12 protein-coding genes are annotated in these 16,381 nt (G+C 64.4%); 6 read left to right on the top strand and 6 right to left on the bottom strand.

Going from position 1 to position 16,381, the window contains the following annotated elements:
• Nucleotides 1-11: 11 nt before the first annotated feature.
• From QX039_RS03690 to QX039_RS03700, 3 genes are all read right to left on the bottom strand, one after another.
• A complete protein-coding gene (locus QX039_RS03690; RefSeq protein ID WP_315739012.1) occupies nt 12-809 on the bottom strand; it encodes an enoyl-CoA hydratase/isomerase family protein in 798 nt (265 codons plus the stop codon).
• A complete protein-coding gene (locus tag QX039_RS03695; RefSeq protein ID WP_315739013.1) occupies nt 809-2,002 on the bottom strand; it encodes a pyridoxal-phosphate-dependent aminotransferase family protein in 1,194 nt (397 codons plus the stop codon). Before QX039_RS03695 ends, QX039_RS03690 begins: the two co-directional genes overlap by 1 nt.
• Nucleotides 2,003-2,210: 208 nt before the next feature.
• Entirely contained in the window at nt 2,211-3,416 is a 1,206-nt protein-coding gene (locus QX039_RS03700) for an alanine--glyoxylate aminotransferase family protein (protein WP_315739014.1), read from the bottom strand.
• A 128-nt stretch (nt 3,417-3,544) separates the two neighbouring features.
• On the opposite strand from QX039_RS03700, the gene QX039_RS03705 reads away from it, so the two are divergent.
• From QX039_RS03705 to QX039_RS03725, 5 genes are all read left to right on the top strand, one after another.
• A complete protein-coding gene (locus tag QX039_RS03705; RefSeq protein WP_315739015.1) occupies nt 3,545-4,303 on the top strand; it encodes a GntR family transcriptional regulator in 759 nt (252 codons plus the stop codon).
• A gap of 113 nt (nt 4,304-4,416) precedes the next feature.
• A complete protein-coding gene (locus tag QX039_RS03710; protein WP_315739017.1) occupies nt 4,417-7,371 on the top strand; it encodes an FAD-binding and (Fe-S)-binding domain-containing protein in 2,955 nt (984 codons plus the stop codon).
• A 165-nt stretch (nt 7,372-7,536) separates the two neighbouring features.
• Nucleotides 7,537-7,965: a GlcG/HbpS family heme-binding protein gene (locus QX039_RS03715; protein WP_315739018.1), complete on the top strand. Its 429-nt coding sequence runs from the start codon at nt 7,537-7,539 to the stop codon at nt 7,963-7,965.
• 208 nt (nt 7,966-8,173) lie between these two features.
• Nucleotides 8,174-9,178 (top strand): SDR family oxidoreductase, encoded by a 1,005-nt coding sequence (locus QX039_RS03720; protein WP_315739019.1) that lies wholly within the window; start codon nt 8,174-8,176, stop codon nt 9,176-9,178.
• A gap of 86 nt (nt 9,179-9,264) precedes the next feature.
• Nucleotides 9,265-9,627, top strand: a complete 363-nt coding sequence (locus QX039_RS03725; RefSeq protein ID WP_315756116.1) for a VOC family protein — start codon at nt 9,265-9,267, stop codon at nt 9,625-9,627.
• 1 nt (nt 9,628) lies between these two features.
• Here QX039_RS03725 and QX039_RS03730 read toward each other — a convergent pair whose 3' ends face one another.
• Together QX039_RS03730 and QX039_RS03735 are read right to left on the bottom strand one after the other, a co-directional pair.
• Complete coding sequence (locus QX039_RS03730; RefSeq protein WP_315739021.1) at nt 9,629-10,504, bottom strand: GNAT family N-acetyltransferase; 876 nt, start codon at nt 10,502-10,504, stop codon at nt 9,629-9,631.
• Between the two features lie 258 nt (nt 10,505-10,762).
• Nucleotides 10,763-14,089, bottom strand: coding sequence for an autotransporter domain-containing protein (locus QX039_RS03735; RefSeq protein ID WP_315739022.1), 3,327 nt, complete (start codon nt 14,087-14,089; stop codon nt 10,763-10,765).
• A 185-nt stretch (nt 14,090-14,274) separates the two neighbouring features.
• Between QX039_RS03735 and QX039_RS03740 the strand changes: the two genes are divergently transcribed.
• Nucleotides 14,275-15,483: a TIGR03032 family protein gene (locus QX039_RS03740; protein ID WP_315739023.1), complete on the top strand. Its 1,209-nt coding sequence runs from the start codon at nt 14,275-14,277 to the stop codon at nt 15,481-15,483.
• 97 nt (nt 15,484-15,580) lie between these two features.
• Here QX039_RS03740 and QX039_RS03745 read toward each other — a convergent pair whose 3' ends face one another.
• On the bottom strand, nt 15,581-16,360 hold the full coding sequence (locus QX039_RS03745; protein WP_315739024.1) for an enoyl-CoA hydratase/isomerase family protein: 780 nt from the start codon (nt 16,358-16,360) through the stop codon (nt 15,581-15,583).
• Nucleotides 16,361-16,381: the final 21 nt, after the last annotated feature.

Below are 16,381 nucleotides of genomic sequence, written 5' to 3' on the forward strand. Positions count from 1 at the left end.
ACGGCATCGGACTACTTGCCTTTCCAGTTCGGCGTCCGCTTGTTGAGGAACGCCTCCATGCCTTCGCGGAAATCCTCGCTCATATAGGCGCGTAGGATCAAATCCTCGCCCTCGTCCCGCGACAGGGTCCGGCGGATGCGGCGCACGGCCTCCTTGGTGACCTCGAGGGTGATCGGCGCGTGCGAGGCGACGAGCCTCGCGGTCTCCAGCGCGCGTGTCTGCAGCGTCTCGACGTCAGGCACGATCTCGTTGAGCAGACCGAGCGCGAGCGCCTCCGGCGCCTCGACCAGCCGGGCCTTGAAGATCAGGTCCTTGGTGCGCGCCGGTCCGATCAGGGAGACCACGCGTGAGATGTTCGACATCGACAGGCAGTTGCCGAGCGTGCGCGCGATCGGGAAACCGATACGTGTCGTCTCGGTGCCGATGCGAATGTCGCAGCAGGCGGCAATGCCGGCACCGCCGCCGGTGCAGGCGCCCGCGATCGCCGCAATCACCGGCACACGGCACAGTTCGAGCGTGCCGAGCACGCGGTCGATCCGCGCCTCGTAGTCGAGCGCATCCTGCGCGGTCTTGAAGGCACGAAACTGGGAGATGTCGGTGCCGGAGGCGAAGGCCTTGTCGCCCGCGCCAGTCAGAATCAGCGCCTTGATCGACCGATCGGCGTTGATGGCCTCGCAGATAGAGGCCATCCGGTCGTACATCGCGAACGTCATCGCGTTGCGCGCCTGCGGCCGGTTGAAGGTGATCTTGGCGATGCCGTCGTCGACGGCATAGATCAGATCGTCGGAGCCGGTCACAGGTGCGTTCATCAGGCCACCTTCGGAATCGGCGCTGCCTCGCGCGCCTTCAGGACATCCATCGCCGCGAGCACGCCACCTGCACGATGCGGCACGCCAGCGAGCGCAAGGCCCATCTCGACGCCTGCAAGCGTGCCCATCAGCATCAAGTCGTTGAAGTGACCGATATGACCGATGCGGAAGACCTTGCCCTTGATCTTGTTGAGGCCGGTGCCGAGCGACATGTCGAAGTTTTCCAGCACCGTCTTGCGGAACTGATCGGCGTCATGGCCCTCGGGCATGACCACGCCGGTCAGCGCCGGCGAATGCGCCTGCGGATCCTGACACTGCGTATCCAGGCCCCAGGCCTTGACGGCAGCCCGCGTCGCAAGGCTGTGGCGGCGATGACGCGCAAACACGTTGTCGTGGCCTTCCTCCTCCAGCATCTTCAGCGCCTCGTTGAGGCCCATCAGCAGATTGCACGCCGGCGTATAGGGGAAGGTACCAAGCTTGTTGAAGGTGATGATCTCCTGCCAGTCCCAATAGGAGCGCATGCCGGGATTGGCCTTGGCGGCGGCGAGCGCCTTCTCCGAGACGGCGTTGAAGCCGAGGCCCGGCGGCAGCATCAGGCCCTTCTGCGAGCCAGCGACGGAGACGTCGACGCCCCACGCGTCGTGCTCATACTCCATCGAGCCGAGGCCAGAGATGGTGTCGACCATCAGGAGCGCCGGGTGGCCGGCCCGGTCGAGCGCCTTGCGCACCTCGAGCGGCGGCGTCAGGCAGCCGGTCGAGGTCTCGTTGTGCACGACGCAGACGGCCTTGATCTTGTGCGCCTTGTCATCGACCAGACGCTGCTCGATCGCCGCAATGTCGGCGCCATGGCGCCAGTCGCCGGGGATGAAGTCGACGTCGAGCTTGAACTTGTCGGCGATGCCACGCCACAGCACCGCGAACTGGCCGGTCTCGGCCATCAGCACCTTGTCGCCAGGCGCGAGCGTGTTGACGATCGCGGCTTCCCACGCGCCGGTGCCCGACGACGGATAGATGATCACCGGCTGCTTGGTGCGGAAGATTCGCTGCGATGCAGTCAGCACGGCGAAGCCGAGCTCGGCGAACTCGGGACCGCGATGGTCCAGCGTCGGCATATCCATCGCGCGCAGCACGCGGTCGGGCACGTTGGTCGGCCCCGGAATCTGAAGAAAATGCCGTCCTGTGTGCACAGTCATTGGCGTCCGTCCCCGGTCATTTGGTTGGTGCGCGGGCGTGGCATCCCACGCGCTGGCCGCGCTTTTCTCCCGCCAGACCGCTGGCGTCAACAAAGAAGACGCAAGCACCGATCGCTTCGGGCTGACATCCCTCAGATGCACACGAATCCCCTTCTCCTGTGCAGTGCGGCATAGCGGGACGTCCCAGCTTGCTGCACGCGATTTGGCCTCATTTCACCGCAGCCAGATGGCGCGGCGCATTGCCCTCCAATGGCTCTTCAAGCAGCGCCATCGCGGCATCGACGCCGCCGGCACGATGCGGCACGCCGGCCGCACGCAGCCCCATCTCGACACCGCTCAGCGCAGCCATCAGGGTCAGCGCGTTGCACTCGCCGAGATGGCCGATGCGGAACACCTTGCCCGCGACCTTGGACAGGCCCGAACCGAGCGACATGTTGTAGTTGTCGAGCACGACCTGACGGAACTGATCTGCGTCATGGCCCGGCGGCATCAGCACGGCGGTCAGCACCGGAGAGAAATCCTTCGGCTCCTGGCACAGCACCTCCAGGCCCCAATGCTCGACGGCGGCGCGGGTCGCGGCCGCAAGCCTGAGGTGGCGCGCGAACACCTGATCGAGACCCTCCTCGAGCAGCATCGCAATCGCTTCACGCAGACCGTAGAGCAGGTTCGTCGCCGGCGTGTAGGGGAAGAAGCCGTTCGCGTTCAGCTTCAGCATGTCTTCCCAGTCCCAGAACGAGCGCGGCATCTTGTTGGCCTTGGCAACAAGGCGCGCCTTGTCCGAGATGGCGTTGAAGCCGAGCCCCGGCGGCAGCATGAAGCCCTTCTGGGAGCACGACACGGCGACGTCGACCTTCCACTCGTCGAATCGGAAGTCGGCCGAGGCGAGACCAGAAATCGTGTCGACCATCAGCAGCGCCGGATGCTTGGCGCGGTCGATCGCGGCGCGCACCTCGCCGATCCGGCTGGTCGCGCCGGTCGAGGTTTCGTTGTGCACGACCATCACCGCCTTGAGCCGATGACCGGCGTCGGCAACCAGCTTCTCCTCGATGACGGCAGGATCGACGCCACGGCGCCAGTCGCCGGGAATGAAATCGACCTCGATTCCCCACCGCGTCGCCATCTGCCGCCACAGCGTGGCGAAGTGGCCGGTCTCGACCATCAGCACCTTGTCGCCCGGCGACAGCGTGTTGACGATGGCGGCCTCCCAGGCGCCGGTGCCCGAGGACGGATAGATGACTACCGGGCTCGTGGCCTTGAAGATCGCCTGCGAGCCACCGAGCACGGCCTTGCCGAGTTCGGCGAACTCGGCGCTGCGGTGATCGATCACCGGCATGTCCATCGCCCGCAGCACCCGCTCGGGCACCGGACTTGGGCCCGGAATATGCAAGAAATGACGGCCTTGGGGACGGGTCACGACAGAGCTCCGGGCGACGACGGCATTCTGGCACCAATGATTGCATTCAATTATTCAGCATGCAAGAGATTAAACGTATTCACACACAAGGTCGACCACATCTGTAACTATCGCTACAATGGGGTGAAATGAATTCCACGATTCCCGATATCGAGACGCCACCATTGGCAGATCCAAGTGGTCGACCTGCGCCTGCGCGGGACGAGACCTCGCTGCATGACGAGATCCTGGCACGGCTGCGCGACTACATCGTCGAGGGCCACGTCGCCGACGGCGGCCGCCTGTCCGAGCGCCAGCTTTGCGAAATGCTGGGGGTGTCCCGCACTCCCTTGCGCGAAGCGCTCAAGGTGCTCGCGGCCGAAGGCCTGGTCGAGCTGCTGCCCAATCGCGGCGCTCGGGTGCGCCCGCTCAGCGCCGCCGACATCCACGAATTATTCGACCTGATGGGAGGCCTGGAAGGGCTCGCCGGCCGCCTCGCCTGCGAGAAGATTTCGGATGAAGCGATCGAAAAAATCGAGCAGTTTCATCATGATATGTACGGGTTTTACATGCGGCAGGACATGCAGGGCTATTTCCGCATGAACCAGCTCATCCACCGCGCGATCGTGGATGCCGCCGCCAACGCCACCCTTCATGCGACCTATGAGAGCCTGGCGGGCCGCATCCGGCGGGTGCGCTTCTCGGCCAATTTCGCCCGCAAGCGCGAACGCTGGAGCGAGGCCATGCGCGAGCATGAGATGATCCTCGACGCCCTGCGCCGGCGCGCCGGAAGCGAGCTGTCCGACATTCTGTTTCAACATCTGCGCAACAAGGGCGCGGCCGCGATCGCCTACTTCGGCGAGAGTCAACCGCCAACGGCGGGAAGTAAGCCGGACAAGGTCGAATGACGCCCAGGATTGCGCAAATTTGCATGCAATCAGATTGACGCATTTGCAGAAATGAATGACACGGGGCTCAAGAGGGCCCGCCAGACGACAGCCGGGCCCGACCAGGGATCACCATGCCGAACGCCAAAGCCGGTCCGTCCAGGCTCGAACAGAAGCTCCGCGCCGAGATTGCAGGCGGCATCTTCTTCGACCGCTTCAGCCGTGGCCGCTACGCCACCGACGCCTCGTTCTACCAGGTCATCCCGGCCGGCGTGGTCGTGCCGCGCACGATGGACGAGGCACTGCGTACGCTCGCCCTCGCCCGCGACGACGGCCGCATCGTCACCCCGCGCGGCGGCGGCACCTCGCAATGCGGCCAGACCGTCAACGAGGGGATCGTCGTCGACTTCTCCAAGCACCTGAACCGCATCGTCTCTCTCGACGTCGAGGCTCGGACCTGCGTGGTCGAGCCGGGCATCGTGCTCGACGACCTCAATCGCCAGCTCAAGCAGCACGGCCTGTGGTTTCCCGTCGACGTCTCGACGGCGTCGCGTGCCACGATCGGCGGCATGGCCGGCAACAATTCCTGCGGCGGCCGCTCGCTGCGCTACGGCACGATGCGCGACAACACCATCGCGATCGACGCGGCGCTCGCCGACGGCACGCTGGCGCATTTTGGCGAGGTGCCGCGAGACCTTCGTGACGTCAGCGCGCCGGACAGCGCTCACGCGCTGTTTCGCGACATGCTTGCGCTGGGCGAGCGCGAGGCCGCGGAGATCGCCGACAAGTTTCCCAAGGTGCAGCGCCGCGTCGGCGGCTACAATCTGGATGCGCTGACGCCGCGCAACGCCGCCAACAACCTGGCCCATCTGCTCGTCGGCTCCGAAGGCACCCTCGCCTTCTCCACCCGCATCGAGCTCAAGCTGTGGCCCCTGATCCGCACCAAGGTGCTCGGCATCTGCCATTTCGGCAGCTTCTACGCGGCCATGGACGCGGCTCAGCACCTTGTGAAGCTGAAGCCGATCGCGGTCGAACTGGTGGACCGCACCATGATCGGGCTTGGACGCGACATCGCGATGTTCCAGCCAGTGATCGCCGCCGCCGTGCGCGGCGACCCCGACGCCATCCTGGTGGTGGAGTTCGCTGAGGAGACAACGGACGAGAACCTCGCCAAGCTGAAGCAGCTCTCCGAGTTGATGGGCGACCTCGGCTTCGCCTGGAGCAACGAGCCGCGCAAATGGGGCGGCGTGGTCGAGATATCAGACCCTGCCCTGCAGACCGCGGTCGCCGACTTCCGCGCCGCCGGCCTCAACGTGATGATGTCGATGAAGGAGGCCGGCAAGCCGGTGTCGTTCGTCGAGGACTGCGCCGTGCCGCTGCCGCATCTCGCCGACTACACCGCACGTCTCAACGACGTGTTCGCGAAGCACGGCACGCGCGGCACCATGTATGCGCACGCCTCCGAAGGCTGCCTGCACGTCCGCCCGGTGCTGAACCTGAAGCTGGAGAAGGACGTCGAGGCGATGCGGGCCATCGCCGAGGAAGCCTTCGCCATGGTGCGCGAGTACAAGGGCTCGCATTCCGGCGAGCACGGCGACGGCATCGTGCGCTCGGAATTCCACGAACAGATGTTCGGCAGCCGCATCGTCGCCGACTTCAAGGAGGTCAAGCAGCGCTTCGACCCCGGCAATGTGCTCAATCCCGGCCGCATCGTCGATCCGCCCAAGATGGACGACCGCTCGCTGTTCCGCTATCCGCCGGACTATCGCATCGATGATCTCAAGACCGTGCTCGACTGGTCGGCCTATCCCGGCGCCGCCGGCGGTTTCCAGGGCGCGGTCGAGATGTGCAACAACAACGGCGCCTGCCGCAAGCTCGACGGCGGCGTGATGTGCCCGTCCTATCGCGCCACCCGCGACGAGAAGGATGTCACGCGCGGCCGCGCCAATACGCTGCGGCTCGCGATCTCCGGCCAGCTCGGTCCCGGCGCGCTGTCGTCTGACGAGATGATGGAAACGCTGAAGCTGTGCGTGTCCTGCAAGGCCTGTCGCCGCGAGTGTCCGACCGGCGTCGACATGGCCAAGATGAAGATCGAGGTGCTGGCAGCGCGGGCAACGACGCATGGTCTTACGCTGCGTGACCGGCTCGTCGCCTACCTGCCGCGCTACGCCGATCTCGTCGCCCGCGTCGCGCCGCTCGTGAACCTGCGCAATCATGTTGCGCCCCTGCGCGTGCTGATGGAGCGCGTTGCGGGCATCAGCGCCAAGCGCAAGCTGCCGGCCTTCCGCACCGACACCTTCCGCGTCGAGGCCGACGCGTTCGGTCCGGCTGATGGCCGTGAGGTCGTGCTGTTCGGCGACACCTTCAACCGCGTCTATGAGCGCGAAAATCTCGACGCCGCGCTGCGCGTGCTGATCGCGGGCGGCTACCGCGTCTACGTTCCCAAGCCCGCCGATGGCGGCCGGGCGCTGTGCTGCGGCCGGACGTTCCTGTCCGCCGGTCTGGTCGACGAAGCCAAGTCCGAGCTGCAGCGCCTGGTCGAGACCTACGCGCCGTTCGCAGCGCGCGGCGTGCCGATCATTGGCCTGGAGCCAAGCTGCCTGCTGACGCTGCGCGACGAGCTGCTGTCGCTACGCGACGATACCGCCGCGAAGACGATCAGCGCGCACGCGCTGCTGCTGGAAGAGTTTCTGGCGCGCGAGGCAGAGGCCGGACGGCTCGCGCTGCCGCTCGCCCCCCTGCCCGGCAAGGCGCTGCTGCACGGCCATTGCCATCAGAAATCCTTCGCCGCCTTCAAGCCTGTCGAGCAGGTGCTGCGACTCATTCCGGAGCTCACGGTCGAGACCATCGAATCCTCCTGCTGCGGTATGGCCGGCGCGTTCGGCTATGGCGCGGAGACCTACGAGGTCTCGCTGCAGATGGCGGAGGCGTCGCTGCTGCCTGCGGTACGCAAGGCAGAAGCTTCGACCTTCATCGTCGCCAACGGCACCTCCTGCCGCCACCAGATCCAAGACGGCGCCGGTCGCGGCGCCGTGCACGCTGCGCAGCTCCTGGCGATGAGCCTGGAGCGGACGCAGATGCGTTCTTGATTCACGAGGTCGGAACGCCGCGGAGCATGATCTCAATGTTCGTCATTGCGAGGAGCGAAGCGACGAAGCAATCCAGACCTTTTCTTTCACCCTGGATTGCTTCGCTTCGCTCGCAATGACGGATGACCTAGCCAACTTGGCATCACAAAGCACAAGGACACCGACATGGCCGATCTCTCGCTCGACACCGCCCGCAAGATCCTCGTCGCCACGCTCGCGAAGGGCATCGAGAAGAAGTTCAAGCCGCTCGCTGTGATGGTGCTCGACGCGCGCGGCTGCCTGAAGGCCGCCGCCGCGCAGGACGGCACCAGCCTGATGCGGGCCGAGGTCGCGCACGGCAAGGCCTACGGCGCACTCGCCCTCGGCCTCGGCTCCCGCGCCCTGTTCCAGCGCGCCCAGGAGCAGGCCTATTTCATCGACGCCGTGAACACGCTGGCCCAGGGCCGCATGGTCCCGGTGCCCGGCGGCGTGCTGATCATGGACGGCACGACGCTCGTCGGCGCCGTCGGCGTCTCCGGCGACACTTCGGACAATGACGAGATCTGCGCCGTCGCCGGCATCGAAGCCGCCGGCCTCAAGGCCAATCCGGGCTGAGCTCCGGTCGCACCGGCAAGGCTCAGCGAGCTTTTCTGTCCCACAATCTCCGGGGGGGCTGGCCTGCCCTCTCGGAGCCTGATGGATCGCGCGTCGAAGTCCACGGCTCCGATAACGGCTGACGGAGAATTCATTCGGCCGGCTTGACCGGCCCGAAACATTGCCGGCCGCAGCACGTTTGTACGACGGGGCGCGTGGAGAACCGGACATGCCTCGCAGACCAGCTCGCACCATCATCATCACGGGCGCCTCCGCCGGCGTCGGCCGCGCCATCGCAAAACGCTTCGGCGAGGCCGGCGACCGCGTCGGCCTGATCGCGCGTGACGAGGATGCGCTGCGCGACGTCCAGCGCGAGCTGCAGGCGCGGTTTGCCCATGCCGAATACGAGGCGGTCGATGTCGCCGACGCGCAGGCGCTGTTCGAGGCCGCCGAACGGCTCGAGCAGCGCCTGGGTCCGGTCGACATCTGGATCAATGACGCCATGGAGACGGTGTTCTCGACCGTGGCCGACATCACGCCGGAGGAGTTCCGCCGCGTCACCGAGGTCACCTATCTCGGCTTCGTGCACGGCACGATGGCGGCGCTGCGCTCGATGCGCCGGCACGGCGAAGGCCGCATCATTCAGATCGGCTCGGCGCTCGCCTATCGTGGCATTCCGCTGCAGGCGGCCTATTGCGGCGCCAAACATGCGATCCGGGGCTTCACCGACTCGCTGCGGGCCGAGCTGATGCACGAGCGCTCAGGCATCACGCTCAGCATCGTCGACCTGCCCGCGGTGAACACACCGCAATTCGACTGGGCTCGCGCGCACCTTGCGCATACGCCACGACCAATGGGCCGGCCGGTGGAGCCCGAGGTGATCGCGGACGCCGTCTATCGCGTCGCCGACGGCGGCTTCCGCGAATATTGGATCGGCTGGCCGACACTGCTCACGATCCTCGGTAACGCCGTCGCGCCCGCTTTGCTCGACCGCTACCTCGCTGCCAAGGCGATCGCCGGGCAACAGACCGACGTACCACTGGTGCCCGATCGCACCGACAATCTCGACCGTCCCGTGACGCGCCTACACCGCACCCGCGGCTCCTTCAGCCAGGGCGCGGCGCAGCGGGCGATGCTCGTGCCGGGGGATGTCGCGCGCGCGGCGACCATTGCGCTCGGCGCGGCGGTGTTCTTCGCGCTGGGCGCTGTGATGAGCCGGCGGCGCTGGCGCTGAATTCGTCACGACCCGGCCGCCCTTGCGTGCCAACTGTGATCTGAGCTTCTCTATGGCGCGGCTTCCACACGGCGAGGAGCGCCTCCATGACCATCGAGAGCATCAGCGCGATTACGATTGCCACCCACGACATGACGCGCGCGGTCGCGTTCTATCGCGCGCTCGGCTTCGACGACATTGCCCATGGCGGCGCCCACACGTCGTTCACGAGCTTCCGTGTGGGCTCCGGCTTCCTCAACCTGATCGCCATGTCCAGGGAGAAGCAGTGGAGCTGGTGGGGCCGCATCATCTTCCACGTCGCCGATGTCGACGCCGTCTACGCCAAGGCGCTGGCCGCTGGCTTTGCCCCCTCGACCACGCCCTGCAATGCCGAATGGGGCGAGCGCTATTTCCACCTCACCGATCCCGACGGCCACGAACTGAGCTTCGCGCGGCCGCTCGGACGGTGAGTTAGCCGAGTTCGAAGGTGGTGACACCGAACACCCGGTCGATCCGGAGCGGCGGGATCGGCCCGGTGTACATGCGCGCGGTCTCGAACACCGGCTTCAGGCCGAGGCTCTCGGCGAGCGCCACCGCCTCCGGATTGATCGCGGGCACGTCGAGGAACACCTCGGAGTCGCCGGCTGCGCTCAGCAGCGCCGACACCACGGCCTCGGCATCGGCACGCTTTTCCGCAATCAGCGGACCGATTTTGTAGCCCGCACGGCACGGACGGATCACACCCCAGGCGGCTAGCGTACCGTCGCGGATCAGCGCCCGGCCGACATGACCGGGCGTGTCGATCCAGGCCCGCAGGAATGCCCGGCGCGGGGCGGGAAATACGGTCGCATCTGACGCTTCGATGTCGGAAAGCGGCACATCGGCAAGAGCGACGATACCTGATCGATCCGCCGATTGCAGCAAGGCGGCGGATCGTCCCCCGTAGCGGATATTGGCATACGCGTAGCTGAAGCCGGATTTCCGATAGTTGTCCTGCTGCGCGACCACGCCATCGAGTCCGACAATACGAGATCCCGCATGCGCCATCGCCGCCTGCCAGAGCCGCAAGCCGTAGCCGCGCCCGCGCAGCTCGGGACGCACCATGTAGAATCCGAGAAAGGCGAACCGGTCGTCATAGTTCACGCAGGACACGGTCGCGACCGGCACGCCGTCGCGCTCGGCTACGAGGAAGCCGTCGGGGTCGACCTCTGCGAAGCACGTCACATCGGACAATCCGGGATTCCACCCCTCGGCTGCCGCCCAGTCGATCGCGAGCCCGATCTCGTCCGGCCGCATCGGCCGGATGTGCAGGCCATCAGCGTCGGGATGTCCGGCGGGTCGTGTCATGTTCCCCTCGATCCGAATGCCGCACCATCCGTCAATCATGACGCCGCGCGAACCTCAGGGCAACCTACGCGGCCAATACTGCTGTGAGGTTTCAGTCTCGAATGATGATCGTCCAAGCACGCTGTTCATCTGCTGCAAGGACAAGCCAGGCGGCACTCAAATGTGCGCTGCGCATTCGCAACCAAATGATAGGCAGGTCTCGATGAGACGCTGATCGCCTCGCGCATCCGCTGTCCGGATATCTTTCCCCAGATAGAGCTAGAATTGAACTTTGATGTGCCCCTCGATCGAGTGATCCTGGCTGCTCCTCGAAAGATTGCCGCGATAGGACACTCCCATGACAGTATTGGCGCTTGTGCGCAGATCCAGGGCGGTCTGCACCAGGGCGGCATCCCGAGCGAGCGGCAGCCCTGCAATGTCAAATGCAGCGCCGGTGCTTCTGAAAAGCAGGTGGTCTTCCGGCTTGAGCTGGCCGAAACCGTGTTGCCAAGCGAGCGATGCTGACGGCTTGAGCGCCATTCCGTCCGATAGTGCAATCAGCGCCGATGCGCGCGCCCCGATCGCCGTATAACCTACGTCCTCCTCGCGCGATGAGCCGGAAAGTGCGGCGACGTCACCGGCCTCATCGAAGCCATTGGTATGGAGATGGATCCAGGACCAACCTGCAAATGGCTCCACAAGAGCATCCGCGAGGTTCAGATCATACCCAATCTCACCAAATATTTGTGAGCCGAACGCGCCATAACGCCCGGTCGCCCGTTCGAGAAAACCCGGATAGCTGATCGAGCGAGCGCTCCCAATGGTGCTGAAGCTCAGAAGTGCCCCCGAGCGGACGTTCCAGGCACCCACGTCAAAGCCAGTATAGACGGCTAGATATGCGCTATCGATATCGGCCGAGCTCGCACGGGCATCGATGCTCGTCCTCGAATTGGTGTAGCCGACCGCGACGCCTGCCCGCCAGTTGTCGCCCAGCCGCCCATCTACTCCGCTGAAGAAACCGCTCAGGCGTCGGCTCATACCAGCAGCATTGCCGTCACCATGAGCCGTGCCCCAAGCCCCCACTCCCTGAGCCCACCAGCCAATATCCCGCGATGTGGACGCGTTGGCCGACGACGGAATGCTGCCGGTGCGGAGAATGCGCCTGTCCGTATCGGCGGCGTAGGCCAGATGCTTCGGCGAGGATAGATCGACATCGCCGTAGATCACGGCTGGACCACCGGAGCCGAAACTCGCAAACGGCCCAAAACGGTCCTCAAAGGAAGTTTGACGCAAGCGTCCGAGGACGGCGTCCCGGGCGAAATGACCGTCTTCGACGAGGGACGTCCGTGCGCTGGCATGAAGTTCGCCCGACAGCGCGTCGAACGCCTGTTGCGCGCCGGGCGCTGTCTGGAAGATCACGCTGCCGAAGAGCCGGCTATCCGGCGAGCTTTCCTGGAGAGCGGTGGCTACGGCCAGCTGGTTTGCCGTCCGCGCGACGCTCGGAAAGAACGTCGACTGGGTCAACGAGAGGAACACGTTGTTGGCATCATAACTCAGGCTGGGAAACAGGAACGCAGAGTTGCTGCTCACCCCAGAGAAGGCACCACTAATGCCATCGGCGGCATTGAGGATATTGTAGGTGGTACGGAAGGCATAGGCACCGTTCTGCGGCAGGACGACGACATTGCCATTGAGTCTTGCCGTGCCGGTCGCCACGATCCGGTCTGCCGCCCCGGACGCGTTGGTCTCGACTTCGTAGGTGGAGCCAGAGGCAAAGGATACGTCGCCAGAGACATTAAGCGTCCCGATCGCATTGCCTGGAGAAACGACTCCCCTGCTCGCGACAGCGAGGCCGCCGATCGTGCCATTGCCCATGAGCCGGGCCCCGGAGTTGACGAACACGGTCGATGCGAGCTCCCCTGTGACGTCTAGTATCCCGCTGTTGATGAACGTCGGGCCTGTGTAGCTACTGTGCCCGCTCAGGACGAGCGTGCCACTGCCGTTTTGCTCGAGGGCACCAGAGCCTGAGATCGTTCCACCGAAGGTGTAACCGTCGGAATGATTGAAAGCCAAGATTCCGTTGTCGATCACGTCGCCGACGATCGAGCCGCTGGTACCGCCATTGCCGAGTTGCAGTGTGCCCGCGCTGACGATGGTGCCGCCGGTATAAGTGTTCGCACCGGAGAAGATGGTGGTGCCGGAGCCAAGCTGTTGGAATGTCCCGGTGCCCGAAATGATGCCGCCGAACGTGTAACTGTCGGAACGATTGATCGCGAAGATGCCGTTGTCAGTGACGTTGCCGCCGATCGAGCCGGCGCTGCCGCCATTCCCGAGTTGCAGTGCGCCGCTATTCACTGTGACTGAGGTGTTTGGCATGTTTCCGTCGACCTCGAGCAGGCCGCCATTCACGGTAAAGCTGGAGATGAGCGGAGTGGTGCCGGTAAGCGTCCAGTGGCTGCTGCCCTCCTTGAGAAACGTCCCGAAGCCCTGGTATTGCAGGCCGGCACCGATCGTTGCGACGTTGAAGCTCGCTGTACCAGTGCCGCCCAGTGCAAGGGTGTCGCTGCCGCCGCCGAAAACGTTGCCGTTGATCGCAGCGGTTGGATAAAGCTCAAGCCGGTTCGCCGAACCATGAAACCGAACGGCGCCGCCCGCACCGCCATTTAGCGTACCGGCCACAGTGAGAGTGGTAGGGCTGACGACGAAGCTCGATGTATCAATGGCGAAACCATCCGCTCCCGTACCATTCGAGGTCACGTGGCTTCCGGCGCCGATCGTGATCGCAATTGATCCGCTCGTTCCGCTTCTCGCATATATGCCCGTCGTATTGGTTCCTGTGACGTCGCCAGCGACGGCGATCTTTACCGCGCCGTTGCCATCGCTCCGCGCGAAGATGCCGGTCTCCTGGCCTCTCACGGTAGTTCCGGCGGCTGTGGTCACCGTGACATCTGCGTTCCCTCTCGCGAGAAGAGCGAAATCGCTGCCGGTCGTGCCGGCGGCCGTGACGTCACCGTTGACCGTCACGGTCGTCGATCCAGTGCCGTAGTTGCGGCTCAGAATTCCGTAGCGCGCGCCGCGGACGTTGGAGCCTGCGCCGGTTGTCACGGTCAGATCAGTGCCGAAATTGATCGCCACGATTCCCCGCGATACCGAGGTTGTGCCCGTGCTTACGACATCGCCGTTGGTCGTGATGTTGAGCGCGCCGGTGCCCTGGTTGCGGCCCCGAATGCCGTAGTTGAGGGCGGTGATATCACCGTTGGTATTCACTGTGATGCTGCCCGGAACGCCGGCTGTCGTCGTCATATTGAGTCCGTTGCCGGCGGTCGCGGTAAACGGAGAGAAGTTCGTATCGGTGTATGAAAGGTTGCCGGCGCCGGTGATCGTCAGAGCATTCGAGGAGACGGTCGTAATGCGGAATCCCGATAGCGCAGTCACGTGAGCGTTGGCGCCCGAAATCGTCTGGGCGGTGCTGGCCGCCGAGCATTCCCAATTGGAACCGCCCACATTGGCGCAAGCAGCGTAGACCCGGCGGCTATAGCCGAAAACTGCGCCCACCAGCATCGAAGACGACAGCACCAACTGCCGGCATGGAAACCTGTCGGACAAGCGCCGCCCTCCTCCTTTGGGCTGGGAAACTCAACCTTTATATGTCAAGAATTACTGGACAACCAGAAGATGATGGCACATCGACCAAAAAGTCTTAAGCCGTTCCCGTCTTTCGAGGCACTCTCCTAGGCCGCGCTGAAGAGGCCTGCCTCTTGTCGGGTTCACCGCCGTTTGGAGAAGCATCCATGGGCCGTCGTGACGACGTACCGACATTCGAATCAAACGAGATTCTGCCAGCCGATCGAACTTGCGTACGCCTTCCCGCGGAACAGGTTGGCCGGGCCGGCAGTGAAGCGGTTCGGTATTCCATGTCACCCGGACTGCCCGGCTTTCTTGGTTCTCAGCGCATCGCCATCGCGGGTTCGTCCTATCAATCCGGCAAATTCTATTTCCTGGGTCAGAATGCCGACGGCGGGCTCTTGGTCCACGAGCGCCTCTTTCACAAGGCCATGGGAATCTGCGTCGTGGACAGCGATACGATCCTGCTCGCCACGATGTTCCAGATCTTGAGATTCAGGAACGTACTTGCGCCCGGGCAGCGGATCAACGATCTGCACGATGCCTGTTATGTCCCGCGCCAGATCTTCACCACTGGCGAGCTCGATGTTCATGACGTGGGGATGCTGAGCGACGGCCGCATCGTCTTCGTCAACACGCTTTACAATTGTCTTGCCTCTACATCGGAACGGCACAGCTTCGCGCCGCTGTGGAAGCCTTCCTTCATTTCGAAGATCGTCAAGGAGGACCGATGTCATCTGAACGGACTTGCCATCGAAGACGGCGCCCCGCGCTACGTTACGGCGATCAGCAGATCGGACACCGTCGACGGCTGGCGCGACCGTCGTTCCGATGGCGGCATCGTCATCGACGTGCACTCCAATGAGATAGTGATCGATGGTCTCTCGATGCCTCATTCCCCCCGGCTCTATCGCGGGAGATTGTGGGTGCTCAACTCGGGCACGGGGGAGATCGGATGGATCGAGCGTTCAGCAGCCGGCGCGACGTTCCACGTTCTGGCATTCTGTCCCGGCTTCGTGCGCGGGCTCGCGTTTTTCGGCAACTATGCCTTCGTTGGCTTGTCGAAACCTCGCTATGAGCGTTTCGAGGGTCTCGCACTGGATCGCAGGTTGGCCGAAACCGATTCCGAACCGTGGTGCGGAATCCAATTGATCAATCTCGACACCGGTGTCTGCGAAAACTGGTTTCGGATTGATGGGGCGGTAGCCGAATTCTACGATCTGGGCGTGGTGCCAGACGTGATACGACCAATGGCGATCGGCTTCGCCAACAACGAGATCCTTGATCTCGTCACCCACGATCCGATGGATCCCGCTCAGAGCGCTTGGCCTGTGCATGAACGAGCGCCGGGAATTGGGTCCCCGAGGCGCGCGTAAAGCTGCGCGCTAGCCGAGGAACGAGCGATGCTCCGCCTTCGCGGAGCATGACAGCTGGAACAACAGAGCCGCCGTCAAGCGATCCACCTGCCGCGCGCTACTTCCCCGGCCACACCGGCTTGCGCTTCTCGGCGAACGCCTTCAGGCCTTCCTTGGCGTCCTCGGTCATCGCCAAGAGCGCGATCTGGCTTTCGAGATAGGCGATCGCCTCGTCGAACGACATCGACGCGATGGCGCGCATGGCGTATTTGCCGCGGCGGATGGCGGTCGGCGACTTGTCGACGATGCGGCCGATCAGCCACTCGATCTTGGCATCGAGCTCGGCGGCGGGAACGACATGGTTGAGCAACCCCGCAGCCTGTGCAGCCTTGGCATCGAACGGCTCGCCCGTCAGCGCCCATTCGTTGACGAGTCGCGGTGGCGCGATGCTCTGCAACAGGCTCAGCACCTGCATCGGGAACACGCCGACCTTGACCTCCGGCAGGCCGAAGATGACGTGATCGGCCGCGACCGCCATGTCGGTCATGCACAACAGCCCCATGCCACCGGCCATGCAGACGCCGCCAAGGCGCGCGATCGCAGGCTTGGTGGCATTCTGCGACAGCCTGAGCAGATCGGCGTAGTCGACATTGGGGCGGGAGAAATCCATCGCAAAGGCCGCGCCCGAGTTCTGCAGGTCAGCGCCGGCGCAGAACGCCTTGTCCCCCGCGCCGGTCAGCACGATCACGCGAACCTGCGGATCGTCATGCGCCTGGCGATAGCCGCGCGAGATCCCGGCGATGACGTCGCCATTGAGGGCGTTGCGCTTCTCTGGACGATTGATGGTGATCCAGAGGGCCTGGCCGCGCTTGTCGAGAATCACGCTGTCGTCGGTCATCGCCTTGCCCGTTGCTTGATG

It is taken from the genome of Bradyrhizobium sp. SZCCHNR1043 (genome assembly GCF_032489675.1).
Classification (GTDB): Bacteria; Pseudomonadota; Alphaproteobacteria; order Rhizobiales; family Xanthobacteraceae; genus Bradyrhizobium.

What these genes read in the sequence shown, in the direction of transcription:
- QX039_RS03710 (WP_315739017.1), top strand. Translation starts at nt 4,417, where the DNA reads ATGCCGAACGCCAAAGCCGGTCCGTCCAGGCTCGAACAGAAGCTCCGC.
- QX039_RS03740 (WP_315739023.1), top strand. Translation starts at nt 14,275, where the DNA reads ATGGGCCGTCGTGACGACGTACCGACATTCGAATCAAACGAGATTCTG.
- QX039_RS03690 (WP_315739012.1), bottom strand. Translation starts at nt 809, where the DNA reads ATGAACGCACCTGTGACCGGCTCCGACGATCTGATCTATGCCGTCGAC.
- QX039_RS03715 (WP_315739018.1), top strand. Translation starts at nt 7,537, where the DNA reads ATGGCCGATCTCTCGCTCGACACCGCCCGCAAGATCCTCGTCGCCACG.
- QX039_RS03730 (WP_315739021.1), bottom strand. Translation starts at nt 10,504, where the DNA reads ATGACACGACCCGCCGGACATCCCGACGCTGATGGCCTGCACATCCGG.
- QX039_RS03720 (WP_315739019.1), top strand. Translation starts at nt 8,174, where the DNA reads ATGCCTCGCAGACCAGCTCGCACCATCATCATCACGGGCGCCTCCGCC.
- QX039_RS03705 (WP_315739015.1), top strand. Translation starts at nt 3,545, where the DNA reads ATGAATTCCACGATTCCCGATATCGAGACGCCACCATTGGCAGATCCA.
- QX039_RS03725 (WP_315756116.1), top strand. Translation starts at nt 9,265, where the DNA reads ATGACCATCGAGAGCATCAGCGCGATTACGATTGCCACCCACGACATG.
- QX039_RS03695 (WP_315739013.1), bottom strand. Translation starts at nt 2,002, where the DNA reads ATGACTGTGCACACAGGACGGCATTTTCTTCAGATTCCGGGGCCGACC.
- QX039_RS03745 (WP_315739024.1), bottom strand. Translation starts at nt 16,360, where the DNA reads ATGACCGACGACAGCGTGATTCTCGACAAGCGCGGCCAGGCCCTCTGG.